Source organism: Agromyces sp. CF514 (genome assembly GCF_900113185.1).
Lineage (GTDB): Bacteria > Actinomycetota > Actinomycetes > Actinomycetales > Microbacteriaceae > Agromyces.
Genome location: NZ_FOZD01000001.1, coordinates 2,452,296 through 2,476,997 on the forward strand (window position 1 = coordinate 2,452,296; position 24,702 = coordinate 2,476,997).

At 70.8% G+C, this 24,702-nt stretch carries 27 protein-coding genes and 1 tRNA gene; 17 read left to right on the plus strand and 11 right to left on the minus strand.

Translation table 11 applies throughout. The features are described 5' to 3' along the window. Window positions 1-54 precede the first annotated feature (54 nt). Complete coding sequence (locus BM342_RS10930; RefSeq protein WP_092965628.1) at window positions 55-681, minus strand: vitamin K epoxide reductase family protein; 627 nt, start codon at window positions 679-681, stop codon at window positions 55-57. A 274-nt stretch (window positions 682-955) separates the two neighbouring features. Between BM342_RS10930 and BM342_RS10935 the strand changes: the two genes are divergently transcribed. Beyond that, window positions 956-3,709 (plus strand): ribonuclease E/G, encoded by a 2,754-nt coding sequence (locus BM342_RS10935; protein WP_092965630.1) that lies wholly within the window; start codon window positions 956-958, stop codon window positions 3,707-3,709. A 27-nt stretch (window positions 3,710-3,736) separates the two neighbouring features. Here the strand turns inward: BM342_RS10935 and BM342_RS10940 are convergent, their stop codons facing one another. Next, window positions 3,737-4,036: a DUF4031 domain-containing protein gene (locus BM342_RS10940; protein ID WP_092965632.1), complete on the minus strand. Its 300-nt coding sequence runs from the start codon at window positions 4,034-4,036 to the stop codon at window positions 3,737-3,739. A gap of 220 nt (window positions 4,037-4,256) precedes the next feature. On the opposite strand from BM342_RS10940, the gene rplU reads away from it, so the two are divergent. From rplU to BM342_RS11000, 12 genes are all read left to right on the plus strand, one after another. After that, window positions 4,257-4,565, plus strand: a complete 309-nt coding sequence (gene rplU / locus BM342_RS10945; protein ID WP_074401007.1) for a 50S ribosomal protein L21 — start codon at window positions 4,257-4,259, stop codon at window positions 4,563-4,565. 28 nt (window positions 4,566-4,593) lie between these two features. Continuing rightward, window positions 4,594-4,851: a 50S ribosomal protein L27 gene (gene rpmA, locus BM342_RS10950; protein ID WP_055857715.1), complete on the plus strand. Its 258-nt coding sequence runs from the start codon at window positions 4,594-4,596 to the stop codon at window positions 4,849-4,851. Between the two features lie 74 nt (window positions 4,852-4,925). Continuing rightward, complete coding sequence (obgE, locus tag BM342_RS10955) at window positions 4,926-6,485, plus strand: GTPase ObgE (protein WP_092965634.1); 1,560 nt, start codon at window positions 4,926-4,928, stop codon at window positions 6,483-6,485. Next, entirely contained in the window at window positions 6,482-7,300 is an 819-nt protein-coding gene (proB, locus tag BM342_RS10960) for a glutamate 5-kinase (protein ID WP_092965636.1), read from the plus strand. Before obgE ends, proB begins: the two co-directional genes overlap by 4 nt. Before the next feature lie 9 nt (window positions 7,301-7,309). Then, window positions 7,310-8,578, plus strand: a complete 1,269-nt coding sequence (locus BM342_RS10965) for a glutamate-5-semialdehyde dehydrogenase (protein WP_092965638.1) — start codon at window positions 7,310-7,312, stop codon at window positions 8,576-8,578. A gap of 49 nt (window positions 8,579-8,627) precedes the next feature. Continuing rightward, on the plus strand, window positions 8,628-8,849 hold the full coding sequence (locus BM342_RS10970) for a hypothetical protein (RefSeq protein WP_092965640.1): 222 nt from the start codon (window positions 8,628-8,630) through the stop codon (window positions 8,847-8,849). Window positions 8,850-8,865: 16 nt separating this feature from the next. Then, a complete protein-coding gene (gene nadD, locus BM342_RS10975) occupies window positions 8,866-9,468 on the plus strand; it encodes a nicotinate-nucleotide adenylyltransferase (RefSeq protein ID WP_092965642.1) in 603 nt (200 codons plus the stop codon). Then, window positions 9,465-10,685: a hypothetical protein gene (locus BM342_RS19565; RefSeq protein WP_143109840.1), complete on the plus strand. Its 1,221-nt coding sequence runs from the start codon at window positions 9,465-9,467 to the stop codon at window positions 10,683-10,685. The genes nadD and BM342_RS19565 overlap by 4 nt, the downstream gene beginning before the upstream one ends. Before the next feature lie 36 nt (window positions 10,686-10,721). Then, window positions 10,722-11,090: a ribosome silencing factor gene (gene rsfS, locus BM342_RS10985; RefSeq protein WP_092965646.1), complete on the plus strand. Its 369-nt coding sequence runs from the start codon at window positions 10,722-10,724 to the stop codon at window positions 11,088-11,090. A gap of 111 nt (window positions 11,091-11,201) precedes the next feature. Then, a tRNA-Ala gene (locus tag BM342_RS10990) sits at window positions 11,202-11,274 on the plus strand. 164 nt (window positions 11,275-11,438) lie between these two features. Next, entirely contained in the window at window positions 11,439-12,077 is a 639-nt protein-coding gene (locus BM342_RS10995) for a TMEM175 family protein (RefSeq protein WP_255368684.1), read from the plus strand. A 140-nt stretch (window positions 12,078-12,217) separates the two neighbouring features. Next, entirely contained in the window at window positions 12,218-12,733 is a 516-nt protein-coding gene (locus BM342_RS11000) for a hypothetical protein (protein WP_092965648.1), read from the plus strand. A 58-nt stretch (window positions 12,734-12,791) separates the two neighbouring features. Here BM342_RS11000 and BM342_RS11005 read toward each other — a convergent pair whose 3' ends face one another. Genes BM342_RS11005 through BM342_RS11015 form a run of 3 tightly spaced genes read right to left on the minus strand, consistent with a single transcriptional unit; the run spans window position 12,792 to window position 15,351 of the window. Further along, window positions 12,792-13,289 (minus strand): Lrp/AsnC family transcriptional regulator, encoded by a 498-nt coding sequence (locus BM342_RS11005; RefSeq protein WP_092965650.1) that lies wholly within the window; start codon window positions 13,287-13,289, stop codon window positions 12,792-12,794. Continuing rightward, on the minus strand, window positions 13,289-14,188 hold the full coding sequence (locus BM342_RS11010) for an oxygenase MpaB family protein (RefSeq protein ID WP_092965652.1): 900 nt from the start codon (window positions 14,186-14,188) through the stop codon (window positions 13,289-13,291). Before BM342_RS11010 ends, BM342_RS11005 begins: the two co-directional genes overlap by 1 nt. Window positions 14,189-14,217: 29 nt before the next feature. After that, on the minus strand, window positions 14,218-15,351 hold the full coding sequence (locus BM342_RS11015; protein ID WP_143109841.1) for an aggregation-promoting factor C-terminal-like domain-containing protein: 1,134 nt from the start codon (window positions 15,349-15,351) through the stop codon (window positions 14,218-14,220). A gap of 79 nt (window positions 15,352-15,430) precedes the next feature. On the opposite strand from BM342_RS11015, the gene BM342_RS11020 reads away from it, so the two are divergent. Then, the gene (locus BM342_RS11020; protein ID WP_092965656.1) at window positions 15,431-16,606 is read left to right on the plus strand and encodes a glycoside hydrolase family 3 N-terminal domain-containing protein; all 1,176 of its coding nucleotides are present in this window, start codon (window positions 15,431-15,433) and stop codon (window positions 16,604-16,606) included. An 87-nt stretch (window positions 16,607-16,693) separates the two neighbouring features. Then, the gene (locus BM342_RS11025) at window positions 16,694-17,257 is read left to right on the plus strand and encodes a YceI family protein (RefSeq protein ID WP_092965658.1); all 564 of its coding nucleotides are present in this window, start codon (window positions 16,694-16,696) and stop codon (window positions 17,255-17,257) included. 103 nt (window positions 17,258-17,360) lie between these two features. On the opposite strand, the gene BM342_RS11030 is transcribed toward BM342_RS11025, so the two are convergent. Then, entirely contained in the window at window positions 17,361-18,473 is a 1,113-nt protein-coding gene (locus tag BM342_RS11030) for a winged helix DNA-binding domain-containing protein (protein ID WP_092965660.1), read from the minus strand. 116 nt (window positions 18,474-18,589) lie between these two features. Between BM342_RS11030 and BM342_RS11035 the strand changes: the two genes are divergently transcribed. Next, a complete protein-coding gene (locus BM342_RS11035; protein ID WP_092965662.1) occupies window positions 18,590-20,188 on the plus strand; it encodes an ABC-F family ATP-binding cassette domain-containing protein in 1,599 nt (532 codons plus the stop codon). A gap of 38 nt (window positions 20,189-20,226) precedes the next feature. On the opposite strand, the gene BM342_RS11040 is transcribed toward BM342_RS11035, so the two are convergent. The 3 genes from BM342_RS11040 to BM342_RS11050 are packed head-to-tail and all read right to left on the minus strand — an operon-like array spanning window position 20,227 to window position 21,727. Then, window positions 20,227-21,069, minus strand: coding sequence for an SURF1 family cytochrome oxidase biogenesis protein (locus BM342_RS11040; RefSeq protein WP_092965664.1), 843 nt, complete (start codon window positions 21,067-21,069; stop codon window positions 20,227-20,229). Beyond that, window positions 21,066-21,305: a hypothetical protein gene (locus tag BM342_RS11045; protein WP_369823133.1), complete on the minus strand. Its 240-nt coding sequence runs from the start codon at window positions 21,303-21,305 to the stop codon at window positions 21,066-21,068. Before BM342_RS11045 ends, BM342_RS11040 begins: the two co-directional genes overlap by 4 nt. Then, window positions 21,302-21,727 carry a DUF3099 domain-containing protein gene (locus BM342_RS11050; RefSeq protein WP_092965666.1) on the minus strand — a complete coding sequence of 142 codons (426 nt, stop codon included), beginning with the start codon at window positions 21,725-21,727 and terminating at the stop codon, window positions 21,302-21,304. The genes BM342_RS11045 and BM342_RS11050 overlap by 4 nt, the downstream gene beginning before the upstream one ends. A gap of 212 nt (window positions 21,728-21,939) precedes the next feature. On the opposite strand from BM342_RS11050, the gene BM342_RS11055 reads away from it, so the two are divergent. Next, window positions 21,940-22,650: a beta-ketoacyl-ACP reductase gene (locus BM342_RS11055; protein WP_092965668.1), complete on the plus strand. Its 711-nt coding sequence runs from the start codon at window positions 21,940-21,942 to the stop codon at window positions 22,648-22,650. A gap of 134 nt (window positions 22,651-22,784) precedes the next feature. Here BM342_RS11055 and serB read toward each other — a convergent pair whose 3' ends face one another. Both serB and BM342_RS11065 read right to left on the minus strand, forming a co-directional pair. Next, complete coding sequence (gene serB, locus BM342_RS11060; protein ID WP_255368685.1) at window positions 22,785-23,453, minus strand: phosphoserine phosphatase SerB; 669 nt, start codon at window positions 23,451-23,453, stop codon at window positions 22,785-22,787. Then, window positions 23,450-24,700, minus strand: coding sequence for a glucose-1-phosphate adenylyltransferase (locus tag BM342_RS11065; protein WP_092965670.1), 1,251 nt, complete (start codon window positions 24,698-24,700; stop codon window positions 23,450-23,452). Before BM342_RS11065 ends, serB begins: the two co-directional genes overlap by 4 nt. Window positions 24,701-24,702 lie beyond the last annotated feature (2 nt).

Below are 24,702 nucleotides of genomic sequence, written 5' to 3' on the forward strand. Positions count from 1 at the left end.
CGTCGACGCACCTCGCGTCGACGCGGCATCCGTCGTTTCGGAGGACCTTGAGGATCAGCGCCAGGCGTTCTGGAGGTCGATCAGCACCCGCGGGATCGCGTTCATCTGCGCCTGCGCGAGCAGGATCACGACGGCGTAGCAGACGACCGTGATGACCGGGATCCAGCCGTACCAGGCGCCGGCGAGGCGGCGTACCCGTACCGAGGCGGGCAGGTTGCCCGACCTCAGGTTGTGCAGCGTCACGAGCCAGAAGGTCGGGATCGTGACGGCCCACGTGAGCATGCACCACGGGCACAGCACGTCGAGCACGTAGATGCTCTGGTAGATCAGCCAGCCCACGAAGACGAGTGCGCCCGCGACGCCGACGTTGAAGGCGATCCAGAACCAACGGGAGAACGTCGCGCCCGCGAGCAGGGCCATGCCGATCGTGATCACCACGGGCCAGGCCATCATGCCGACGAAGGGATTCGGGAAGCCGAACACCGAGCCCTGCCACGACGCGAGGTTCGTGCTGCAGCCGACGAGCACGCCGACATTGCAGTTCGGGACGTGCGACGGATCCATCAGCACGAGCACCTTCTCGACCGAGAGCTCCCACGCCGCGAGGAGTCCGAAAGCGCCGAGCACGACGAGGCTGACGGCGAGGGCGATGGGCTTCGGGCGAGCGCGGGCATCCGACATGACTCGATTCTGACACGGCGAATCGGCGGGTTCGGCGCCGGTCGTGCGATAATCGAGGAAGCCGACCGGGCCGGGCCCGGAAACGGCGACAGACGAAACTTCCCGGATGCCGCGCATCCGACTGAGCGGTGAAACGCACCGCACGATGTGGCGACAGGGCAACCCTGCCGGTCGCGAGCTGAGAATTGGCGGTTCTGCGTACGACGCGGAACCGCACCTGAGAGTACGGAAGGGACGGCGCGGCCGCCCCGACCTGTGTAGGAGTGCACCAGAGATGGTGGAAGGCAACGAGCACCAGAACCGACCCGACCCGAAGGCCACGCCCAAGCGGCGCGGCGGCCTCTTCGGCGGACGCCGCGGCCGCGGCCGCGCGGCCCAGCAGGAGCCCGAGGCGACCGTCCCCGACGCCGTCGAGGCCGCACCTGCGACCGAGACGCCCGCAGAGGTCGTCGACGTGCCCGCACCCGTGTCGGCTGCAGCGCACCATGCCGGCCGCCACGTCGCGGTGACCGGGGCGGGCGCCGACGTCGGCGGCCCCGCCGCAGACGACGTCGATGCGGAATCCGCGGAGATCCAGGCCGAGGCCGCAGCCTCGCCGATCCCGGCGAACCTCTCGACCACGTCGCTGATCTTCCACGCACCGCCGGTGCTCGTGCAGCCCGATCGTCCCGAGCGCGGTGAGCGTTCCGACCGCGGCGACTTCCCGGGCACCGACAGCGACGACGAGGGTTCGAGCGTACGTCGCCGCACTCGGCGCCGCAGCGGCGAGGAGGCCCGGTCGACGGGCGACCAGCCCGCGAACACCGTCGTCAAGGTGCGCACGCCCCGCGAACCCGAGCTCATCACCGAGCCGCAGCGCGTCAAGGGCTCGACCCGCCTCGAGGCGAAGAAGCAGCGCCGCCGCGACGGCCGCGATGCCGGTCGTCGCCGCACGATCATCACCGAGTCCGAGTTCCTCGCCCGTCGCGAGTCGGTCGATCGCTCGATGATCGTCCGCGAGAAGAGCGGGCGCATCCAGATCGGCGTGCTCGAAGACGGTGTGCTCGTCGAGCACTACGTCGCCCGCAATCAGGACGCATCGCTCATCGGCAACGTCTACCTCGGCCGCGTGCAGAACGTGCTGCCGAGCATGGAGGCAGCCTTCGTCGACATCGGCCGCGGCCGCAACGCCGTGCTCTACTCCGGAGAGGTCGACTGGGACGCGGCAGCCGAGAACGGCGAGAAGAACCAGCCGCGCCGCATCGAGCTCGCGCTGAAGCCCGGCGACCGCGTGCTCGTGCAGGTCACGAAGGACCCGGTCGGGCACAAGGGCGCGCGCCTGACGAGCCAGATCTCCCTGCCGGGCCGATACCTCGTGTACGTGCCGAACGGCTCGATGAACGGCATCAGCCGCAAGCTCCCCGACACCGAGCGCGCCCGCCTGAAGAAGATCCTCAAGGAGGTGCTGCCCGAGAACCAGGGCGTGATCGTGCGCACCGCCGCCGAGGGCGCCACCGAGGAGCAGCTGACGCTCGACGTCAACCGCCTGCTCGCGCAGTGGGCCGACATCTCTGCCCAGCTCGAGAAGGCGCAGGCGCCCGCGCTGCTGCACTCCGAGCCCGACCTGCTCATCAAGATCGTCCGCGACGTCTTCAACGAGGACTTCCAGAAGATGATCATCGAGGGCGACGAGGCGCGCGGCACCATCGAGCGCTACCTCCGGGCCGTGGCTCCCGACCTCCTCGAGCGCGTCGAGGCCTACGAGGGCGATCGCGACTCGTTCGACTCCTTCCGCATCAGCGAGCAGATCGAGAAGGCGCTCGACCGCAAGGTCTGGCTGCCCTCGGGCGGCTCCCTCGTGATCGACCGCACCGAGGCCATGACCGTGGTCGACGTCAACACGGGCAAGTTCGTCGGCTCCGGCGGCAACCTCGAGGAGACCGTCACGAAGAACAACCTCGAGGCAGCCGAAGAGATCGTGCGCCAGCTGCGTCTGCGCGACATCGGCGGCATCATCGTGGTCGACTTCATCGACATGGTGCTCGAGTCCAATCGCGACCTCGTGCTCCGCCGACTCATCGAGTGCCTGTCGCGCGACCGCACGAAGCACCAGGTGGCCGAGGTCACCTCGCTCGGCCTCGTGCAGATGACGCGCAAGAAGCTCGGCCTCGGCCTGCTCGAGACCTTCAGCGAGCCGTGCGAGGTCTGCGCGGGTCGCGGCATCGTGGTGCACCACGAGCCGGTCTTCAAGCACCGCAGTGCACCGCAGCAGCCGCAGTCCGACCGCCGTCGCGGCGGCCGTGCACCTCAGGGCTCCGGCACCGGCGGCGCCACCGGCGGCAACGGCGGCGGTGGCAGCACCGGCGGCGGTTCGCAGCATGCGCACCCGACCGAGCCGAAGGCCCACACCGGCACGCACGCCATCACCGAAGACGTGAAGCACGCGCTCGCGCAGATCGCCGCATCGACGATCCCGCACACCGAGCACCGCGAGGGCGACGCGCCGGCCACGGAGTCCACGCCCGTCGCGGCACCCGCCGTCGAGGCCAGGTCCGATGACGAGGCGGCTGCACCCCGGCAGGGTCGACGCCGCGGGCGCGGGCGTCGTGCATCGCGCGAGCAGGCCGGCGCCGCGGCATCCGAGTCCGGTGCCGACTCGCCGTCGGCGGCCTCGGCCGAACCGCGTGAGCAGGCCGTGTCGGATGCCGCGCCGACCGATCAGGCTCCTGCCGCGCAGTCCGCACCGGCCGTCGAGGCCTCGGCCGCCGATGCGAGTCCTTCGGCCGCCGAGCCGACGCCCGCGGTCGCCGCGATCTTCGATCTGCCCGTGGTGTCCGCGCCGCGCACCCGCCCCGAACCGGCGGCCGGCACCGCCGAGCTGCTCGACTCGGTGCTCGACGCCCTGCCCGCTCCGAAGAAGGCCGGCGAAGGCCGTTCGCGCAGCCGCCGCGTCTCGACGGCCGCGCTGTCGCCCGCGGGCGGAGCCCCCGTCATCACGCGCGCCGATGGGTCGCCCGCCGATTCCGGCGAGCAGTCCGACTCCGAGTAGCAGCGCTCGATCGGGTCGGCATCCGCGTCAGTCGGTGCCGGCCCGATCGCGCTCCCGACGGATCCGGCGGTCACGGGGGAGCACGCGCAGGCCGCTCGCGGCCAGCCGTCGCACGAGTTCGCGCGGGGGCACGGGCACCGCACCGGCTGCGACGAGCGCGTCGTACCGTTCGACCGGGACGTCGTAGTGGTCGAGGTCGAAGCCCCTGGGGGGCAGGCCTGCCGCGTCGGCGAAGGCCTTGAGCTCGGCGATCGACTCGTCGCTCACGAGGTGCGCCCACACCGTGCCGTGCTTCGGCCAGAGCGGCGTGTCGATGAGTACGGTCATGCCCTGATCCTAGGCGGGACGGCGCGCGACGCGCCGGGGGCCGCCCGTTTGACCGAGTGCCTCTCATCCGGTAAACTCGACCGTTGGTGCCGCCGCTTATCACGGCGTGCCCACACAGTTTTCTGGCAGTCACCACCCTTCTTCCCGCTGGGGCGACCGCGCAGTGACATCCCATCAGACAGTCGGAACCCCCTTGGTTCCCCAAAGATAGGTACGAGTAGTGGTTTACGCAGTAGTGCGCGCCGGCGGTCGGCAGGAGAAGGTCGAAGTCGGCACCATCGTCACGATGGACCGCATCAAGGCAGACAAGGACGGCAACGTCCAGCTCGCCGCGGTCCTCCTCGTCGACGGCGAGAACATCACCTCCGACGCCAAGTCGCTTGCAAAGGTCACGGTCACGGCCGAGGTCCTCAACGACCTCCGCGGCCCCAAGATCGTGATCCAGAAGTTCAAGAACAAGACCGGCTACAAGAAGCGCCAGGGCCACCGTCAGGAGCTCACGCGCGTCAAGGTCACCGGCATCAAGTAACAGCTGCGGCTCGCAAGGAGAATCAGACATGGCACACAAAAAGGGAGCGAGCTCCACTCGCAACGGTCGTGACTCGAACGCACAGCGCCTCGGCGTGAAGCGCTTCGGCGGCCAGGTCGTCAGCGCAGGCGAGATCCTCGTCCGCCAGCGCGGCACCCACTTCCACCCCGGTGCGGGTGTCGGTCGCGGTGGCGACGACACGCTGTTCGCACTCGAGGCCGGCTCGGTGCAGTTCGGCACCAAGGGCGGCCGCAAGGTGGTCAACATCGTGGCGGCCGGCGAATAGTCGACCGACAGGTTTCTTCGTGAGGGCGGGCTTCGGCTCGCCCTCACGTGTTTCGAGAACAGAAAGGCACGTCGATGGTCAGCTTCGTCGATGAGGTGACGCTGTTCCTGCGCGCCGGACACGGTGGCAACGGATGCGTCTCGGTCCGCCGAGAGAAGTTCAAGCCCCTCGCGGGGCCCGACGGCGGCAACGGCGGCAACGGCGGCGACATCGTGCTCGTGGCAGACCCCCAGGTCACCACGCTGCTGGCCTACCACGGGCGGCCCCACCGGTCGAGCGGCAACGGTCAGCCCGGCATGGGCGACAACCGCTCGGGCGCGCTCGGCGAGCCCCTCGAACTGCCCGTCCCGGTCGGCACCGTCGTGAAGGACGCCGACGGCGTCGAGCTCGCCGACCTGACCGAGCCCGGAACGCGCTTCGTCGCGGCCGCAGGCGGACAGGGCGGTCTCGGCAACGCGGCCCTCTCGTCGACGAAGCGCAAGGCCCCGGGCTTCGCGCTGCTCGGCACGCTCGGCACCGAGACGGAGATCCGGCTCGAGCTCAAGTCCATCGCGGATGTCGCACTCGTCGGCTACCCGTCGGCCGGCAAGTCCAGCCTGATCGCCGCCATGTCCGCCGCTCGGCCGAAGATCGCCGACTACCCGTTCACGACGCTGCACCCGAACCTCGGCGTGGTCGAGGCCGGCGATCACCGCTTCACCGTCGCCGACGTGCCCGGCCTCATCGAGGGAGCGAGCGACGGCAAGGGACTCGGACTCGAGTTCCTGCGCCACGTCGAACGCTGCTCCGCGCTGCTGCACGTCATCGACTGCGCCACGCTCGAGCCGGGCCGCGACCCGATCAGCGACCTCGACGTCATCCTCGGCGAACTCGCCGCCTACCCGGTGCCCGAAGGGCAGACCCCGCTCCTCGAGCGCCCGCAGCTCGTGGCGCTCAACAAGGTCGACGTGCCCGAGGCGCGCGACCTCGCCGAGATGGTCAAGCCCGAGTTCGAGGCGCGCGGCTTCACGGTGTTCGAGATCTCGACGGTGAGCCACGAAGGCCTCCGCCAGCTCGGGTTCGCGCTCGGCGCGCTCGTCGAAGAGGAGCGCAAGGCTGCGGCATCCGTGGTCGAGGCCCCGCGCATCGTGATGCGCCCGAAGGCCGTCAACGAGGTCGACTACGTCGTCAAGGCCGAGGGCGGCAGCTACGGCACCATCTACCGGGTGGTCGGCGGCAAGCCCGAACGCTGGGTGCAGCAGACCGACTTCGCCAACGACGAGGCCGTCGGCTTCCTCGCCGACCGCCTCGCACGACTCGGTGTCGAAGACGCACTCGTGCGCGCGGGCGCCGTCGCCGGATCCACGGTCGTCATCGGGCCGGGCCAGGGCGTCGTGTTCGACTGGGAGCCCACGCTCACCTCCACCGCCGAGCTCATCACCGCACCCCGCGGCACCGACCTGCGCCTCGACGAGAACCGACGCGCGACGCGCGCCGAGCGTCGCAGCGACTACCACGACCGCATGGATGCCAAGGCCGAGGCACGGGCCGAGCTCGATCGCGAGCGCGAGGCCGGCCTCTGGGCCGACGACGAGCCCGTCGACGCCCCCGCGCCGTCGTCGTCCACCTCGGCGGAGGCGGAGGACGACCGGTGACGCTGCGCACCCGCGCCGACATCCCGTCGGCGCAGCGCATCGTCGTGAAGGTCGGCTCCTCGTCGATCAGCGGTGAGAACGCCGAGCAGATCGGTCCGCTCGTCGACGCGCTCGCAGCCGCGCACGCGCGCGGCACCGAGGTCGTGCTCGTCTCGTCCGGAGCGATCGCGACCGCGATCCCGTTCCTCAGCCTCGACGGGCGCCCGACCGACCTCGCAACCCAGCAGGCAGCGGCGGCCGTCGGGCAGAACGTGCTCATGTGGCGCTACCAGACGAGTCTCGACCGATACGGCGTGCTCGCCGGACAGGTGCTGCTGACCGCCGGCGACCTCGAGAACGCGACGCCGCGCTCGAACGCGCAGCGGGCCATGGATCGTCTGCTCGCGCTGAGGATCCTGCCGATCGTCAACGAGAACGACACCGTCGCGACCCACGAGATCCGGTTCGGCGACAACGACCGGCTCGCGGCCCTGGTCGCCGAGCTCATCGGCGCCGACCTGCTCGTGCTGCTCTCCGACGTCGACGCGCTCTATACGAAGCCGCCCCACCTCGACGGTGCCGAGCGCATCGAGCACGTGCCCTTCGGCGACGAGCTGGCCGGAATCGAGATCGGATCGGTCGGACGCGCAGGCGTGGGCACCGGGGGAGCCGAGACGAAGGTGTCCGCGGCGCGCATCGCTGCGAGCTCCGGCGCGGCCGTGCTCATCACGGCGACGCCGCTGGTCGCGCAGGCCCTCGGCGGCGAGCACGTCGGCACCTGGTTCGAGTCGGCCCCCGAACGTCACACGGCCGACGAAGCGGTACCGCTCGCCTAGGCTGATGCCATGGAGCAGCCCGACCTCGACACGTCCGTGATCGACGCCCGGCTCGCCGCGGCGAAAGAGGCGTCCTACCGCCTCGCGCGCGCGACGACCGCCGAGAAGGACGCGGCGCTCGAGCGCATCGCGTCGGATCTGCGGGCGCGTGCCGCTGAGGTCATCGAGGCGAACGGGCTCGACCTCGAGGCAGGTCGTGCGGCGGGTCTCGGCGAGGGGCTGCTCGATCGCCTCGCGCTCGACGCGCGCCGCATCGACGCCCTGGCCGACGCGGTGCTCGACGTCATCGGCCTGACCGATCCGATCGGCGAGACGCTGTCCGGCCGCACGCTCCCGAGCGGCGTGCGCATCGACCAGATCCGGGTGCCGCTCGGCGTGGTCGGCGCCATCTACGAGGCTCGGCCGAACGTCACGATCGACATCGCCGTGCTCGCGCTGAAGAGCGGCAACGCCGTGGTCCTGCGCGGAGGCACCGCGGCAGAGCAGACCAACCGGGTGCTCGTCGACGTGCTCCGCGAGGCGCTCGACGCCGTCGGGCTTCCCGCCGAGGCCGTGCAGACCGTCGACGACTTCGGTCGAGCCGGCGCGCGACACCTCATGCAGGCCCGCGACTACGTCGACGTCCTGATCCCGCGGGGGAGTGCCGGCCTCATCCGCGCCGTCGTCGACGAGGCGCGCGTACCCGTCATCGAGACGGGCGCGGGTGTCGTGCACATGTTCCTCGATGCCTCGGCCCCCGAGCAATGGGCCGTCGAGCTCGTGCACAACGCGAAGGTGCAGCGCCCGAGCGTGTGCAACGCGCTCGAAACCGTGCTCGTCCATCAGGATGCCGCGCAGCGCCTGCTTCCGGCGGTGCTCGACCGGCTCACGGACGCCGGCGTGACGATCCACGCCGACGAACGGGTGCGCGCGATCCGCCCCGACGTGCTTCCGGTCACCGACGAGGACTTCGCCACCGAGCACATGAGCCTCGACATCTCCGTCGCGGTCGTCGACTCGCTCGACGATGCGCTCGAGCACATCCGTCGTTTCTCGACGAAGCACACCGAATCCATCGTGACGAACGACCTCTCGAACGCCGAGCGGTTCCTCAACGAGGTCGACTCCGCGGCCGTCATGGTCAACGCGTCGACCAGGTTCACCGACGGCGCGGAGTTCGGGTTCGGAGCCGAGGTCGGCATCTCGACGCAGAAGCTGCACGCGCGCGGCCCGATGGGGCTTCCGGAGCTCACGAGCACCAAGTGGATCGTGCGCGGCGCCGGGCACGTGCGAGCGTGACCTCGCTAGACTGTCACGAGCAACACAGCAGGCTTCGAAAGGAACACGAATGAGCTTCACGAGCACGGCACTGACCGGCATCCTCACGTCGGAGTCGGTGCACGCGGTCGAACTGCCGATGGCGACGTGGGCCTACGGGCTCGTAGCGCTCATCATCTTCGGCGCGCTCGCATTCGTGACCGCCTCCTACCGCGACGTCGCCAACCGCCACCGCGCCAAGGCCGAGGCCTACGCGGCACGCCACGGCGCCGAAGAGCACGGCGGGCACTGAGCGGAGTCAGCGCACCGTGACCGAGGCTGAGCGGCGCCGACCGCGTGTCGGGGTGATGGGCGGCACGTTCGACCCGATCCACCACGGTCACCTCGTGGCGGCGAGCGAGGTCGCCCAGTCGCTCGATCTCGACGAGGTCGTGTTCGTGCCGACCGGGCAGCCGAGCTACAAGTCGAACGTCACGCAGGCAGAGCACCGCTATCTCATGACGGTGATCGCAACGGCCTCGAATCCGCGGTTCACCGTGAGCAGGGTCGACATCGACCGCGCCAAGCCGACCTTCACCATCGACACCTTGCGCGACCTGCGTCGCGAACGCTCCGACGCAGACCTCTTCTTCATCACGGGTGCAGACGCCATCGCGCAGATCCTCTCGTGGAAGGACGTCTCGGAGTTGTGGGATCTCGCCCACTTCGTTGCTGTGAGTCGGCCGGGACATGTGCTGTCCGTTCGCGGATTGCCGGAGCAAGACGTAAGCTTGCTCGAAGTCCCGGCTCTGGCGATCTCGTCGACCGATTGCCGGGAAAGGGTGCGCCGGGGTTTCCCGGTGTGGTACTTGGTGCCCGATGGGGTCGTCCAGTACATCTCCAAGCACCATCTTTATCGGAGTGTCGCATGACGTCGTCGCAGGAACCACAGCTGACGCGCCGCGAGATGCGCGAGCGCGAACGCCTGCAGGAGCAGGCTGCTTCGCCGACCCCCGCTCCTGAGCCGCAGAGCCCGGCCGCGCCTGCTCCCGTCCCTGCACCCGCACCGGTCTACAGCGCTACGGCGCCGACGCCCGCGGCTCCTGCACCCGCTCAGGGATCCCCGTTCGGTTCGCCCGCTCCGGCAACCGGGTTCGCAGTGTCGGCCCCGTACCCCGCGAACCCCCAGCAGCCCGTAGGCCAGCCTTCGGCGTTCGCTCCGGTGCCGGTCGTGCCGACGCAGAGCCCCCAGGTTCCGGTCGCCCCGCCTGCGCCCCCTTTCCAGGCCGCCCCGGTTCCGCCGGCCCAGCCGGCGCAGGGGTCCACTCCGGTCGCGCCCGCGCCGTCGCAACAGCAACTTGCGCCCCAGCAGGCCCCGACGCCCCAGCAGGCCCCGACGCCGCGCCAGGCTTCGACCCCCGAACGAACGCTCACCCGCCGCGAACTGCGGGCGATGCTCGACATCGACGCCCCCATCGACGGCGATGACCTCGACGACCTCGATCACGAGATCGCCGGCGCTTCGGCGATGGGCGCCCCGCGCCCGCCGGCCCCGTTCCCGACGCAGCCGGCCGCGCCGACGCAGGGTGAGCCCCCGCACCGCCAGGCCGCGCCGCACCAGGCCGAATCCGCCGCACTGGCCGAGCAGCCCGTCGCCGCGCCGAAGCCGGTCGGTCACTGGACCGCGCAGCTCGACGCACCGGTCGAGCAGGCGCAACCGTTCGATCAGATGCTCTCCCGCGGCGGCGTCGGTCGAGGCGTTCCGACCACGACGAACGCGCTCATCCTGCCGTCGCTGCCCGACCACGCCGGGCTTCCGACCCCGCTCACGAACAACGGCAACGGCGAGGTGATCGTCACGGGTTCCATCGACCTGCCGCGGAGCTACGGCGCGACGGGCGTGCACCCGAGCCAGATCGACTCCTCCGACGTCGACCGCCTGTTCGACCAGGTCGAAGACGGTGCCGGCGTCGGCGCACCGATCGCTGCGACCCGTGCGATCAGCACGCAGAGCGCGACGAAGGCCGTCGTCGCCCCGCCCTCGAAAGAGGGCATGAACGTGCCCCTCGTGCTCGCGGTGACCGCGGGCGTCCTGGCTCTCGGAGTGGTGGCGACGCTCGTCGTCGGCGCCCTGACCGGCCTCTTCTGAGTTTCGATTCCCCGCACGACGACCGGAAATGAGCGAATGACCGCATCCGACCAGGCACTCGACGCCCTCGCCCTCGCAGCACGCGCGGCGGACTCCAAGGGCGGTGACGACCTCGTCGCGCTCGATGTCTCAGGGCCGCTGCCGTTCGCGGACGTGTTCCTCCTCGTGAACGGCAACTCCGAACGCAACGTCGTCGCGATCGCCGATGAGATCGAGGACACCCTGCGCGAGGCCGGCATCTCGACGCTGCGCCGCGAGGGCCACAGCACCGGCCGCTGGATCCTGCTCGACTTCGGCGATCTCGTGGTGCACGTCTTCCACCCCGAAGACCGCCTGTACTACGGCCTCGAGCGACTCTGGCTCGACTGCCCGGCCGTGCCCGTGGCGCCGCTCCTGGCGGGCTGAACGGGCCCCGCACCGGCGGAGCATCCCTCAATTTCATTTGTGGCGGGAGGCTGGTGTAAGCTCAAATCATCGCCTGAGACACGGCGAGAACGAGTCGGTGAGAGCCGATCCGGGTCTGTGGCGCAGCTGGTAGCGCACCTGCATGGCATGCAGGGGGTCAGGGGTTCGAGTCCCCTCAGATCCACCGAGAAGCCCCGGTGAACGAGAGTTCACCGGGGCTTTTCCCGTTCCGGCGAACGATTCGAATTCGAGGTGCACCTGTCGCTCGACGGTGCTCCTGCGCCACAATCGTCGGATGATGCGAAGTCCGCGCCGCTCGACGTCGGCGACTCGAACGGCGTGCAGGTGATGCACGCGAGAACCGAACGCGGCCTCGACCGCCTGGTGAACTTCTCCGACGCGACCGTCGCGATCGCGATCACCCTCCTGATCCTGCCGCTCGTCGATCTGGCGGGCGATCTCGAGGGAGCCCGGTTCGACGAGTTCGCGGCCGAGAACTTCGGCGCGTTCATCGCCTTCGTGGTCACGTTCGCCGTCATCGGACGGTTCTGGGTCATCCACCATCGCGTGTTCGAGTCAGTACGCGACTACTCGGCGCGTCTCGTCTGGGTCAACATGCTCTGGCTGGCCAGCATCGTGTTCCTGCCCTTCGCCGCCAATGCGGTGTCGTCGATGGACACCGACAACGGCAGCTTCGACGCGGTCTACATCGCCACGATGTTCGTGACCACGACGGCGATGCTGCTCATCGAGATCGAACTGCTGAGGCATCCAGAGCTCATCGACGAAGATGCGGCATTCGACCTGGGCCGCACCGTCGCCGTGCTCGCCGTGCTGGTGATCGCGGGCGTGCTGGCGTACCTGGTGCCGGCGGTCGGCATGCTGTGGGTGCTGCTGCTCTTCGCCGCACCGCTCGTCACGCACGTGCTGCACCGGGTGTCGCCGGCGCTGCGCCCGCGGCCGTCGTCCGGTGACGCCGACGGCTGATCCGCGGCCGTCCGAGGAGCCGTCCGAGCTGCGGTCCGATCGGCCGGGCGGGCGGATGCCGCTGCACGGCGCGGTTCCTTGACCCCCTTCCGGGTGCGGCCCACAATTGGGTGTCGAACAACGCAGGAAGCAGGGGGAACATGAGCGACGCGAACACTCGTCCGGTGTACAGCCAGGAGGATCCGCTCGGGGATCCGGCGCCTGAGGCGGTCGAACAGGGTGATTCCGACACCGTCACCCCGACCGACCCGCTGCCCGAAGACCCCGAACGTCGCTCCTGGAGCCGCGACCTCCGGTTCATGCTCGTCGTGCTGGCCGCGATCGCGGCGCTGTTCCTCGCCTTCGCCCTCCTCATCGCGTTCAGCCCCACGGGTGCGGCGATCAGCGCCCTCGCGGTCATCGCCGCGCCGATCGCGACGATGGTCGCGGCCTATTACGGCATCTCGCTCGCGCTCAGGCAGGTGGCCGATGCGCGCAATGCCGCAGTGACCGCTGAGGCGCGCGCACGTGCCGCCGAGTCCAGCGCCCACGACTCCGATGCCTGGGCGGCGCAGATGGAGTCCGGCCTGCGCGTCGCGGTCTCGAAGCTGAAGGGCGCGGGCATCGGCACGAGCGATGTCGAGCGCGCGGCGGGCACGCCCGACGAGTTCTTCTGAGCGACTGATCGAGCGGATGTCGCGCTGATCGCGGCCGGGCGCCGCGATCAGCGCAGCATCACGCACGCCAGATGTCCAGCGACTGCGCCGGGGGCCGCCCGTCGAATTCGGCGAGGATCTGGTGGGATCGGGTCGAGACGACCCCGGGCATCACGTGGATGTCGCGGAGGATGGCCTGGCTCAGCTGATCGTGATCGGGTGCGCTGACCGTCAGCATGAGATCGATGTCGCCGGAGACGGCCTGCACCTTCTCGACGAAGGGCAGTTCGGCGAGGCGCGACGCGACGGCTTCCCAGTCCGCGTCGGGTGCCGTGCGCACGACGACCAACGCCGAGATGCGCAGGCCGATCGACGTGCGATCGATCTTGGCGCCGAACCCTGTGATGACGCCGCGGTCGACGAGGTGCTGCACGCGATTGTGCGCGGCGGTGCGGGAGATGTGGACGCGTTCTGCGAGCGTTCGCACCGAAAGCCGGCCGTCGCGGCTGAGTTCCGCGACGATGCGACGATCGATGCTGTCGATCGCCTCGCCATGGTGTGCCGCATGCTCGGTCATCATCGTCCTCGGTGCTCATCCTCAGCGTACCGGCGCCGGGCCCGGTGCAGCGAGATCCGCATCGGGGCGTGGCGCAGCGGTCGGGGGAGCCACGGCCAGATCGCGCCGATGCCTGCGAGCCAGGCGTGGGCGACGCGTGCGGTGCGGGGCGTCCACCGGAACCCGTAGGCGGCCCGCAGTGACGCGGGCAGCAATTCGGCGGTGACGAGCCGCACGGGCGGCAGCAGGATCGCGAGGCCGGGCAGGGCGTCGGATGTCGAGAGCAGCGTCCGCGCGACGTGGCGAGCCTCCTCGCCGACCGTCAGCGTCGCGAGGCGGGCGTTCCACCACGCCTCGAACTCCGCGCGGGTGTCGGGCCATCCTTCGCGGCCGGCCTGCAGCCGGGACCCGAGCGGCGCGTATCCGCGCACGATGGCATCGGCTTCCGTGATCGGCAGCCGACCGTACACGCGTTCGTGGATGTCGAGGGCGACGGCTAGCAGCGTCGAGGCGACCCATCGCTGCGCGTCGGCGTCGAACGCGCTGTATGCGCCATCCGATGACGGACCGTCGGTGCCGACTCGTGCATCGTCCCCATTCGCATCGGCGGCGTCGTCACGCCCACGCGCACGCCCATGCTGGCGCTCGCCCCCGCCGCGCACGGGCGCATGTCGCGCGTTGACCCGCCGCACCGCTGCCGCCGCGATCTCGTCGTCGCCGAAGCCGACCGCGTAGACGTAATCGAGCGTGCCGATCAGTCGATCGAGTGGACGGGTCGCGAAATCGCTGTGCCTGGCGACGCCGCGCGCGACGCGCGGATCGGCCAATTGCAGCAGGATCGCCGCAGCGCCGCCGAGGAGCAGCACGGCCTCGGCCCCGTGAGCGCGGAAGACCGCATGGTCATCGTGGGCGGCGTCCATGTCCTATCACTACCAGTTCGGCGGCGAGGTCAGTACCAGTTCACGGCTTCGGAGTGCGCCCAGGCAGCACACGGGCTGCCGTAGCGGGACGCGATGTACGACAGGCCCCACTCGATCTGCGTCGCCGCGTTCGTGCGCCAGTCGGCGCCGGCGACGGCCATCTTGCTGCCCGGGAGGGACTGCGGAATCCCGTACGCGCCGCTCGAGGCGTTGTAGGCGTCGGCGCGCCAGCTCGACTCCCGCATCCAGAGCAGGTACAGGCACTGGTACTGCCCGGAGTCCCATCCGTATCGACTCACGGCCGCCGCGGCGTACGCCTGGGCTCCCGCCGTGTCGACCTCGACTCCCGGCGGGGGAGCAGGGGTGAAGCCCGAGGATTCGCCTGCGGCCTCGGCTGCTGCGGCGGCAGCGGCCTCCCGGGCCGCGCGCTCGCGCGCCTCCTGCTCGCCGATGCGGAACTGCCGCTCGACCTCGACGGATCGGTCGCGCAGGCTCGCGAGCTGGGCGTAGAGCGTCTCGAGCGCCGAGCGCTGCTCGGCGACGCGCGCCTGCGCGGCCTCGTGCGCCGCCTCTGCGGCCGTGGCCGCCACGACGGCCTCGGCGGCGAGCCGCGTTCGCTCGGTCTCCGCCCGATCCGCCTGGTCGCGCACCGATGCCGCCGTCGCCTGCGCGGCCTCGGCCCTCGCGGCGACCCCGCCGATCACCGAGGCCAGCTGCGCCGCGCGGGAGAGCCCCATGAGGAGTCGGCCGGTCTCGTCGCCGTCGAGGAGCAGTTTCAGCCCGACATCCGCCCCTCCGGACCTCGCGAGCACGGCGCCGGTGCGCCCGAGCGCGGTGGAGGCCGCCTCGGCATCGGCTTCGGCCGCCTCGGCCTGCGTCGCGAGCGCCGACGCCCTGGCCGCGGCATCCGCCCTGGCCTGCTCTGCGAGGGCGGACGCGGCAGCCGCGGCGACCGCGGCATCGCCCAGGCGACCCGCCTCGGCCTCGAGTTCGTCGACGAAGGCCGTGATGCGCTTCGTCTCGGCCTCGCTCGCACCGACCTCGGCCTTCGCGGCCTCGACCTCGTCCCAGGTGGGGTAGTCCTCGGCGCTCGCTCCGCCGACCGGCACGAGGACGGCAGCGACGACGACCGACACGACGGCCAACAGCCTGATCACACGCACGAACACCCCCTTCGAGCCCGGCGAGTCTACCCAGCGTCTCCCCAGTCGGCGGCTGGACACGCAGCGTAGACTCGCCCGGATGCGCACCCGGCTCCTCTTCGGCACCACGGCCGTGCTCGCGATCACGATCCTCTCCGGATGCTCCGGGGCGGCCCCGGCCGTCGAGCGCACATCCGCGCCCAGCGCGCCAGAGACTCCGTCGCCGACGCCCGCGCCCACCGATCCGGTCGCGGCCTTCGTCGCCTCCCGGATGTCGCAGCTGAGCCTCGAGCAGAAGGCCGCCGCCGTGCTCATGCTGCACGCCCCGGGCCTCGATCCGGCGCCGCTGCGGGCCTACGTGGAACGAGGGGCCTCCGGGCTGATCCTCATGGGCGACAACGTGCCCGGCACGCCCGAGGAGCTCGCCGCGCTCACCGAGGGGACGCAGGTCGACGCAGAGCTGCCCGCCCTCGTCGCGATCGACGAGGAGGGCGGCGACGTGCAGCGCCTGCCGTGGGATGCCGCGCCCGGCGCCGAGGCGCTGCGTGCCGAGCCGGCGTCCGCCACGACCGACGCGTTCGCGACCAGGGCGGCGACGCTCGCGGCATCCGGCGTCAACCTGAACTTCGGCGTGGTCGCGGATGTCACCGACGACCCGGACTCGTTCATCTGGTCGCGCGTGCTCGGCACCGACCCGGCCTCGGCCTCGGAACGCGTCGCGGCGGCGGTCGTGGGGGAGCGCGGCACCGTCTTCAGCACGCTCAAGCACTTTCCGGGGCATGGCGCGGCGCCGGGCGACTCGCATTCGAGCGTGCCGAGCGCTCCGCTCACGCTCGACGAGTGGAGCACGGGCCCGGCGGCGCCGTTCCGGTCGGGCATCGAGACGGGCGCCGATCTCGTGATGACGGGACACCTCGCGTACCCGGCGGTCGATCCGCTTCCGGCGTCGCTCTCGCCCGAGTGGCATCGGATCCTCCGCGAGGACCTCGGCTTCGACGGCGTGGTCGTGACCGACGACATGCTCATGCTGGGCGCCAACGGGCTGCCCGAGTACGCCGACCCGAACGAGAACGCGATACGCGCCGTCGCCTCCGGCTCCGACCTGCTGCTGTACGTGCTGCCGGCGGACCCGGCCGACTCCGGCATCTCGGTCGACGGGCTCGTCGGCGCGATCGCGGGGGCTGTCGAATCCGGCCGCATCCCGCAGGAACGGCTCGACGATGCGGTCGAGCGCGTGCTGACCCTGCGTCGCACGCTCGTCGAAGAAAGTTCCTGAACTCCGGAATACCCGCGCATTTCCATGCGTTCGCATTGATGTGGCATGCGCGCCACAACGACATCGAACACACGGAGAACGCACACTATGACGAACACCGCCACCGGCATCGAGATCCCCGGCTACCGCACCGGCACCTGGATCATCGACCCCACCCACAGCGAGGTCGCCTTCAGCATCCGTCACATCATGATCAGCAAGGTCAAGGGCAAGTTCGAGCGCTTCGAGGCGACCTTCGTGACCGCCGAGAACCCCCTCGACTCGACCGTGACCGCCTCGGCCGAGGTCGCCTCGGTCAACACGAACGAGCCGAACCGCGACGGCCACCTCCGCACCGGCGACTTCTTCGAGGCCGAGACCTACCCGACCATCGACTTCGTCTCGACCGGCGTGCGCGTCGAGGACGGCGACTTCAAGGTGGACGGCGACCTCACCATCCGCGGCATCACCAAGCCCGTCACCTTCGACTTCGAGTTCGGCGGCTTCGGCGGCGACCCCTACGGCAACTACAAGGGCGGCGCGACGGCCAAGGCCGTCGTCAACCGCGAGGACTTCGGCCTCACCTACAACGCAGCCCTCGAGACCGGCGGCGTGCTGCTCGGCGACAAGGTCACCATCACCCTCGAGCTGCAGGCGGCCCTGCAGCAGTAGGCTCCCCGCGAGCGAGCGATCGACGAAGGGCCGGATGCCTCGACATCCGGCCCTTCGCCGTACATGGCCGACAGGTCGGGAGCGATTCGCGCGGCCGTCGGGTTCAGCGATCGGCGACGGACAGGTCGCCGAGGTCGGTCGACCAGAATCGGGCCCAGGCCTCGAACGCCGGACGGAACGCGTCGAGATCGACGGCGCCCGTGAACGACGCCACGGCGACGGATGTCGCGCCGCGCCGCTCGGGGGAGCGCCGCCAGGTGCCGACGACCTCACCGGCGGACACGAGGATCGGCAGGAACAATCCGTTCTTGCCCGGCACGACCCGGAGCGCGTCGTCGGGCGAGCAGAACGCCGTGCGATCGCCGTACCCGAGGAAGTACTCGTCGAACGGGGCCAGCACGTGCCGGCTCGATGCCGCGCGCACCACCGGATCCGCGGCATCCGCCGCGACGAACCGACCGTCGGCGACGGCGACGACGGCATCGCCCGCGGCATCGACGGCCGTTCGCGCCTGGGTGAGCGTGAGCCCGGTCCACCACGCGAAATCGCGAACCGTCGCCGGCCCGTGGCCGCGCAGGTAGCCGGCGAAGAGCAGTGCCAGGGTCTCTTCGGCCGTCTCGGGCTCGTCGGGCGCGGCGGGCGACCACTCGTCGAGCAGCACGAACCGCTGCCTCGCGCGCGTCTCGACCGGGCCGCAGCACAGCAGTCCCTCGACCGCGAGCCGCCAGATCAGGTGGTAGCCGCGCTGGCCCGCGGTCGGAATGCCCGCGGCCTGCCATGCGTCTTGCAGCTGCTCGCGCGACGCCGACCGGCCGCCCTCGAGCTCGCGGATCGCCACGGCGCGCGCCGCGGCGTGCACCTCGTCATCGATGCCCTCGTCGCGATGGCTCTTCGCCGCGCGCTGCATGAGTCGAGCCGCCGTGAGACGGAGGATCGGGCGCAGCATGCCGGGTGCGACGAAGTGGAGCGTGCCCCGCATCGGCCACGACCGCACGAACGAGCGATCTTCGATGGCCCCGTCGATGGTCGCCTCGACCGAGCCCGGCACCCTCGCCCCCAGCACCCACTTCGCCGCGGCCAGGTCTTGCGCCTGCACGCACACCAGGCGCTGCACGGCGTCGCCCGGCGCGTCGAAGCCGTCGCCGAGGCCCTGCGCAGCGAGCCGGGCAGCCCGAAGGGCGCGGGTCGAGGTGTCGGCCGCGGCATCCGTCGTCATGTTGCGAGTCTGCCGTGCACCGCCGACATCGGCCTCGAAGGGCCTCGACGAACGATAGACTGGGCGGCTGTGCCACGTCGGCACGATCCCACCACCACTTCCGCCGGAGGCTCCCTGTGCTCGCCGTTCACGATCTCGAGATCCGCGTCGGCGCACGCGTCCTGATGGAGCACGTGAACTTCCGCGTCTCCGACGGCGACAAGATCGGCCTCGTCGGCCGCAACGGCGCCGGCAAGACGACGCTCACGAAGACCCTCGCCGGCGAGACGCTGCCGACCGACGGCCGCATCGACCGCTCCGGCGAGATCGGCTACCTCCCGCAGGACCCCCGCTCGGGCGACCCCGAGATGCTCGCCCGCACGCGCATCCTCGACGCGCGCGGCCTCGGGTCGATCGTGCTCGACATGCATCAGGCGTCGATCGACATGGGCAGCGAAGACCCCGCGACCGCCGAGAAGGCGATGAAGAAGTACGGCAACCTCACCGACCGCTTCAACGCGCTCGGCGGGTACGCGGCCGAGGCCGAGGCCGCCTCGATCGCCTCGAACCTGAACCTGCCCGACCGCATCCTCGACCAGCCGCTGAAGACCCTCTCGGGCGGCCAGCGCCGTCGCATCGAGCTCGCGCGCATCCTCTTCTCCGACGCCGGCACGATGATCCTCGACGAGCCGACGAACCACCTCGACGCCGACTCGGTCGTCTGGCTCCGCGAGTTCCTGAAGGGCTACAAGGGCGGCGTCATCGTCATCTCGCACGACGTCGTGCTCGTCGACGAGGTCGTCAACCGCGTCTTCTACCTCGACGCGAACCGCTCGGTCATCGACATCTACAACATGGGCTGGAAGCACTACCAGCGCCAGCGCGCCGCCGACGAGGAGCGCCGCAAGAAGGAGCGCGCCAACGCCGAGAAGAAGGCAGGCGTGCTGCAGATGCAGGCCGCCCGCTTCGGCGCGAAGGCCTCGAAGGCCGCGGCCGCGCACCAGATGGTCGCCCGTGCCGAGAAGCTCCTCGCGGGCCTCGACGAGGTGCGCGCCGTCGACCGGGTGGCCAAGCTCCGGTTCCCGACGCCCGCGCCCTGCGGCCGCACGCCCATCACGGCGAGCGACCTGTCGAAGAGCTACGGCTCGCTCGAGATCTTCACGGCCGTCGACCTCGCGATCGACCGCGGCTCGAAGGTCGTCATCATCGGGTTCAACGGTGCGGGCAAGACCACGCTGCTCCGCATCCTCGCGGGCGTCGACCAGCCCGACACGGGCACGGTCGAGGCCGGGCACGGCCTGCGGGTGGGCTACTACGCCCAGGAGCACGAGACCATCGACGTCAAGCGCAGCGTGCTCGAGAACATGGTGAGCTCGTCGCCGAACCTCACCGAGACCGAGGCGCGCAAGGTGCTCGGCTCGTTCCTGTTCACGGGCGACGACGTGCACAAGGCGGCAGGCGTGCTCTCGGGCGGCGAGAAGACGCGACTGGCCCTCGCGATGATCGTCGTGTCAGGCGCGAACGTGCTGCTCCTCGACGAGCCCACGAACAACCTCGACCCCGCGAGCCGCGCCGAGATCCTCGACGCCCTCGCGCACTACGAGGGCTCGGTCGTGCTCGTCTCGCACGACCCGGGCGCGGTCGAGGCGCTGAACCCCGAGCGCGTGCTCATCATGCCCGACGGCACCGAGGACCACTGGAGCGCCGACTACCAGGAGCTCATCGAGCTGGCCTGAGAGCGCGACGCTCGACGATCAGCGCAGCGCTTTGGCGATCAGCGCCGGTCGAGCACGCCGTCCTCGAGGTCGGCGTCGGAGTCCCGACGCTGCGTGCGGTTCACCTGCCGCTGCACGGGGCGTCGGCGGTCGGGCAGCACTCCGGATGCCTCGGCGATCGCCTTGCGCTCCCGGTTCGCCGCCCAGGCGAGGCCGATGAATCCCATGATCGCGAAGACGAACCACTGCAACGCGTACGACAGGTGCGGGCCTTCGTCGCGAAGGGGTCGCGTCGCGGCGATCGGCGGCTCCGCGGCATCCGCTCCGGACTGCACGAGCAGTCCGTACGCGCCCGTGTAGGTCGGTTCGTCGAGTCGCCCGGCGAGTTCGTCGAGGTCGATCGTCGCGAACTCGTCGCCGGCGGAGGTGCGTCCGTTGATCTGCCCCTCGCCCGCCTTCAACCGCGCCTCGACGTCGACCGGTCCGGCCGGGGGAGCCGCGTACTCGCTCGGGCGGCCGTCGGAACCCTGCGCGACCCACCCGCGATCGACGACGAACACGCTGCCGTCGTCGAGGAGCATGGGCGTCAGCACCTCGTAGCCGCTGCCGCCCTGCCCGGGGCGGTTGCGCACGACGACCTCGTCGCCTGCGAGGTACTCGCCCGACAGCGCGACGACCTGCCAGCGCTGGTCGACGTCGAACCCGCCGAGCTCGGGCAATGCGTTGGAGACGGGGATCGCCTGCGCGTCGTAGTTCGCATCGATGCGCGCGATCTCGGCGCGCGCCTCGGCGCGACGCGCGAACTGCCACATGCCGAGTGCGCAGCAGACGATCGCGAACACCACGACGAGCGCGAGGTATCCGGCCCACCGCCGCGATCGCAGGAACGACCAGTCGGTCACGAGTCGACCTCCGCCGCCTCGTCGAGCGAGCCGGTGAACGCGTCGACCCTGACCGGGAACGAGCGCGCCTCGAGGAAGCCGCGCAGGTACTCGACGTGCTCGTCGCACGCGAGCCAGGTCTTCCACCGCTCGCCCGTGTGGATGCGGGGGTTCTGCCAGTCGATGCGCCAGGTCGCGGCCTCGTGGCACGCCGCGCGCGAGCACACCGCGCCGTCGGGCTGCATGCCGCCGATCACGCGGCGTGCCGATCGTCGTCGTGCCGGGGCATCCGCTCGGAACCGCCCGTCGATTCGTCCGTCGGATCTCCTGCGGGTGGCGCTGCGCCCTCCGGCGTGGCGGGGCCGGGAGCGCCCTGGGACGGGGATCCCTGCGACGCGGCGCCCGGCGATGCGGATCCAGGCCCGGACACGGGCACGATGCCGCCGGGGCGCTCGACCGCGCCACCCAGACCGGGACCGCCGACGTTGGCGATCACGACCGCGATGTACGGCAGCACGATCGCGCCGACCGCGCAGACGGCGAGCCACCAGCCCTGCACGAACAGCATCGCGAAGATGCACAGCAGGCGCACCGACATGGCGATCGAGTACTTGATCATGCGCGAACGCCGCTCCGCCTCGGGGGAGGGCGGCAGACTCGTGATCGATTGCTGCTTCATGAACGTCGTCGCAGGTCGGTGCGGCGCTCCTCTCGGTCAAGCCTACGTCGCCGGGCGCCCTGCGGCTGCATGGCGAAGACGCACGGCTCGCCTCATGAGACGAGCGGATGCCGGTGGCCGCCGCCGTCGCGGACCCGGCGCGGCATGCGGGCCTCACTATGCTGAGACAGGCTCGTCTCGAGACCAAGATCCCACGTGAATGGAGTCCCCGCATGACCACGCCCCGCACCGTCCTCGTCACCGGCGGAAACCGCGGCATCGGCTACGCCATCGCCCGCGAGTTCGTCGCCCAGGGGCACCGCGTCGCCGTGACCGCCCGCTCGGGCGAGGGCCCCGAGGGAACGCTCACGGTCCGCGCAGACGTCACCGACGCGGCATCCGTCGACCGTGCCTTCGGAGAGATCGAGGCCGCGCTCGGCCCGGTCGAGGTGGTCGTGGCGAACGCGGGCATCACGCGGGACACGCTGCTGCTGCGCATGACCGAAGAGGACTTCACCAGCGTCATCGACACGAACCTGACCGGCTCGTTCCGCGTGGTCAAGCGCGCATCGAAGGGCATGCTCAAGGCCCGCTTCGGCCGCGTCGTCTTCATCTCGAGCGTCGTCGGCCTCTACGGGTCGCCCGGGCAGGTCAACTACTCGGCGTCGAAGGCCGCGCTCGTCGGCATGGCGCGCTCGCTCACGCGCGAGCTCGGCGCCCGCAACATCACGGCGAACGTCGTCGCCCCCGGATTCATCGAGACCGACATGACCGACGAGTTGCCCGAGGCCCAGCAGGCCGAGTACAAGAAGAACATCCCGCTCGGCCGGTTCGCCTCGCCCGACGAGGTCGCGCGGGTCGTCGCGTGGCTCGCCGGCGACGACGCGGGCTACATCTCGGGCGCGGTCATCCCGGTCGACGGCGGCCTCGGCATGGGGCACTGACCGCCGGGTCACCTCGCAGACCGCGAAGGCCGCGCGCACCGTTCGGTGCCGCGGCCTTCGTCGCCAGGGTCCGGTCTTCGCCCCGAAGTCGAGCGATCAGGGTCGATGCCTCGGCGCCTCGGGCCTCGGTGCCTTCAGCCTCGGAGCCCGAGCAGTGCGAGCACCTGGGCGAGGTCGGGCGTCGTGATCGCGACGTCGGCCCGGGCGCGCACGACGGGCTTCGCGCAGAAGGCGACGCCGAGCCCGGCCTTCGCGAGCATGCGCAGGTCGTTCGCGCCGTCGCCGACCGCGATCGTGAACCTCAGCGGAACGGATGCCGCGGCCGCCCACTCCTCGAGCGCGACGGCCTTGGCCTCGGCGTCGATGATCGGCCCGTCGACCTCGCCCGTGAGGCGCCCGTCGGCGTCGCGCTCGAGTCGGTTCGCACGGCAGAAGTCGAGGCCGAGGCGCTCGGCGAGCGGGTCGAGCAGCTCGTGGAAGCCTCCGGAGACCACGCCGACGACGCCGCCCGCGGCGTGCACGCCGTCGATGAGTTCCTGCACGCCGGGCGTGGGGGTCATGCGCGTGCGTGCGAGCGCGAGGTCGTCTTCATCCAGGCCCGCGAGCGTCGCGACGCGTTCGCGCAGGCTGGCGGCGAAGTCGAGCTCTCCTCGCATCGCGCGCTCGGTGACCTCGGCGACGAGCGGCAGGCTGCCGGCCGCCTCTGCGAGCAGCTCGATCGCCTCTTCGCGGATGAGCGTGGAGTCGGCGTCGAGCACGACGAGCGGGCCGCCGAGCCGGCGGCCCGGTGCTGCGACGCTCACGCGCCGGCCGCCCGAACCCGGGAGCCCTTGCCGACGACCGTGATGCCGCTGTCGGTCACGATGAAGCCGCGCGCGAGGTCTTCGGCGCGGTCGACGCCGATGCGCGCGCCCGCCTCGACGACGACCTCCTTGTCGAGGATCGCGCGCTGCACGGTCGCGCCGGCGTCGATGCGCGCGCGGTCGAACAGGATCGAGTCCGCGACGTGGGCGCCGGAGCCGACGACCGCCCACGGCCCGAGCACGCTTCGCTCGACGTGCGCCCCCGAGATCACGGAACCCAGCGACACGATGGAGTCGATGACGGTGCCGAGCGTGCCGCGGGCGTCACGCGTGAACTTGGCGGGCGGGGAGTTGAGCTGCTGGCTGAAGATCGGCCACTCGCGGTTGTACAGGTTGAAGACGGGCATCACCGAGATCAGGTCCTGATGCGCCTCGAAGAACGAGTCGATCGTTCCCACGTCGCGCCAGTAGTAGCGGTCGCGATCGTTCGAGCCGGGCACGTCGTTGCGCTGCAGGTCGTAGACGCCGGCCGCGCCCTGCGCGACGAACGCCGGGATGATGTCGCCGCCCATGTCGTGGCTCGAGTCGGTGAGCTCGCCGTCGCGGAGCACCGCGTCGATGAGCGCGTCGGCGTTGAAGACGTAGTTGCCCATCGAGGCGAGCACCTCGCCGGGGGAGTCGGGCAGGCCCACCGGGTCGGTGGGCTTCTCGAGGAACCGGTGGATGTGCTCGGGATTCTTCGGGTCGACCTCGATGACGCCGAACTGGTCGGCGAGGGAGATCGGCTGCCGGATGGCCGCGACGGTCGCCGCCGCGCCCGACGCGATGTGCGCGTCGATCATCTGGCTGAAGTCCATGCGGTACACGTGGTCGGCGCCGACCACGACGATGATGTCGGGCTGCTCGTCGTAGATCAGGTTCAGGCTCTGCAGGATCGCGTCGGCCGAGCCCGAGAACCACCGCTTGCCGAGGCGCTGCTGGGCGGGCACGGAGGCCACGTACGAGTTGAGCAGCCCGCTCATGCGCCAGGTCTGCGAGACGTGCCGGTCGAGGCTGTGGGACTTGTACTGGGTGAGCACGACGATCTGCCGCAGGCCCGAGTTCAACAGGTTGGACAGCGCGAAGTCGATGAGGCGGTACTGCCCGCCGAACGGCACCGCGGGCTTCGCCCGGTCCTCGGTGAGGGGCATGAGGCGCTTGCCCTCGCCGCCTGCCAGAACGATGCCGAAAACCTTGCGCGTGACCATGC

Bases quoted from the DNA above. Each gene is read 5' to 3' on its own strand.
- BM342_RS10930 (WP_092965628.1), bottom strand. From the start codon at position 681: ATGTCGGATGCCCGCGCTCGCCCGAAGCCCATCGCCCTCGCCGTCAGC.
- BM342_RS10935 (WP_092965630.1), top strand. From the start codon at position 956: ATGGTGGAAGGCAACGAGCACCAGAACCGACCCGACCCGAAGGCCACG.
- BM342_RS10940 (WP_092965632.1), bottom strand. From the start codon at position 4,036: ATGACCGTACTCATCGACACGCCGCTCTGGCCGAAGCACGGCACGGTG.
- rpmA (WP_055857715.1), top strand. From the start codon at position 4,594: ATGGCACACAAAAAGGGAGCGAGCTCCACTCGCAACGGTCGTGACTCG.
- obgE (WP_092965634.1), top strand. From the start codon at position 4,926: ATGGTCAGCTTCGTCGATGAGGTGACGCTGTTCCTGCGCGCCGGACAC.
- BM342_RS10965 (WP_092965638.1), top strand. From the start codon at position 7,310: ATGGAGCAGCCCGACCTCGACACGTCCGTGATCGACGCCCGGCTCGCC.
- BM342_RS10970 (WP_092965640.1), top strand. From the start codon at position 8,628: ATGAGCTTCACGAGCACGGCACTGACCGGCATCCTCACGTCGGAGTCG.
- BM342_RS19565 (WP_143109840.1), top strand. From the start codon at position 9,465: ATGACGTCGTCGCAGGAACCACAGCTGACGCGCCGCGAGATGCGCGAG.
- rsfS (WP_092965646.1), top strand. From the start codon at position 10,722: ATGACCGCATCCGACCAGGCACTCGACGCCCTCGCCCTCGCAGCACGC.
- BM342_RS10995 (WP_255368684.1), top strand. From the start codon at position 11,439: ATGCACGCGAGAACCGAACGCGGCCTCGACCGCCTGGTGAACTTCTCC.
- BM342_RS11000 (WP_092965648.1), top strand. From the start codon at position 12,218: ATGAGCGACGCGAACACTCGTCCGGTGTACAGCCAGGAGGATCCGCTC.
- BM342_RS11005 (WP_092965650.1), bottom strand. From the start codon at position 13,289: ATGACCGAGCATGCGGCACACCATGGCGAGGCGATCGACAGCATCGAT.
- BM342_RS11010 (WP_092965652.1), bottom strand. From the start codon at position 14,188: ATGGACGCCGCCCACGATGACCATGCGGTCTTCCGCGCTCACGGGGCC.
- BM342_RS11020 (WP_092965656.1), top strand. From the start codon at position 15,431: ATGCGCACCCGGCTCCTCTTCGGCACCACGGCCGTGCTCGCGATCACG.
- BM342_RS11025 (WP_092965658.1), top strand. From the start codon at position 16,694: ATGACGAACACCGCCACCGGCATCGAGATCCCCGGCTACCGCACCGGC.
- BM342_RS11030 (WP_092965660.1), bottom strand. From the start codon at position 18,473: ATGACGACGGATGCCGCGGCCGACACCTCGACCCGCGCCCTTCGGGCT.
- BM342_RS11050 (WP_092965666.1), bottom strand. From the start codon at position 21,727: ATGAAGCAGCAATCGATCACGAGTCTGCCGCCCTCCCCCGAGGCGGAG.
- BM342_RS11055 (WP_092965668.1), top strand. From the start codon at position 21,940: ATGACCACGCCCCGCACCGTCCTCGTCACCGGCGGAAACCGCGGCATC.
- BM342_RS11065 (WP_092965670.1), bottom strand. From the start codon at position 24,700: ATGGTCACGCGCAAGGTTTTCGGCATCGTTCTGGCAGGCGGCGAGGGC.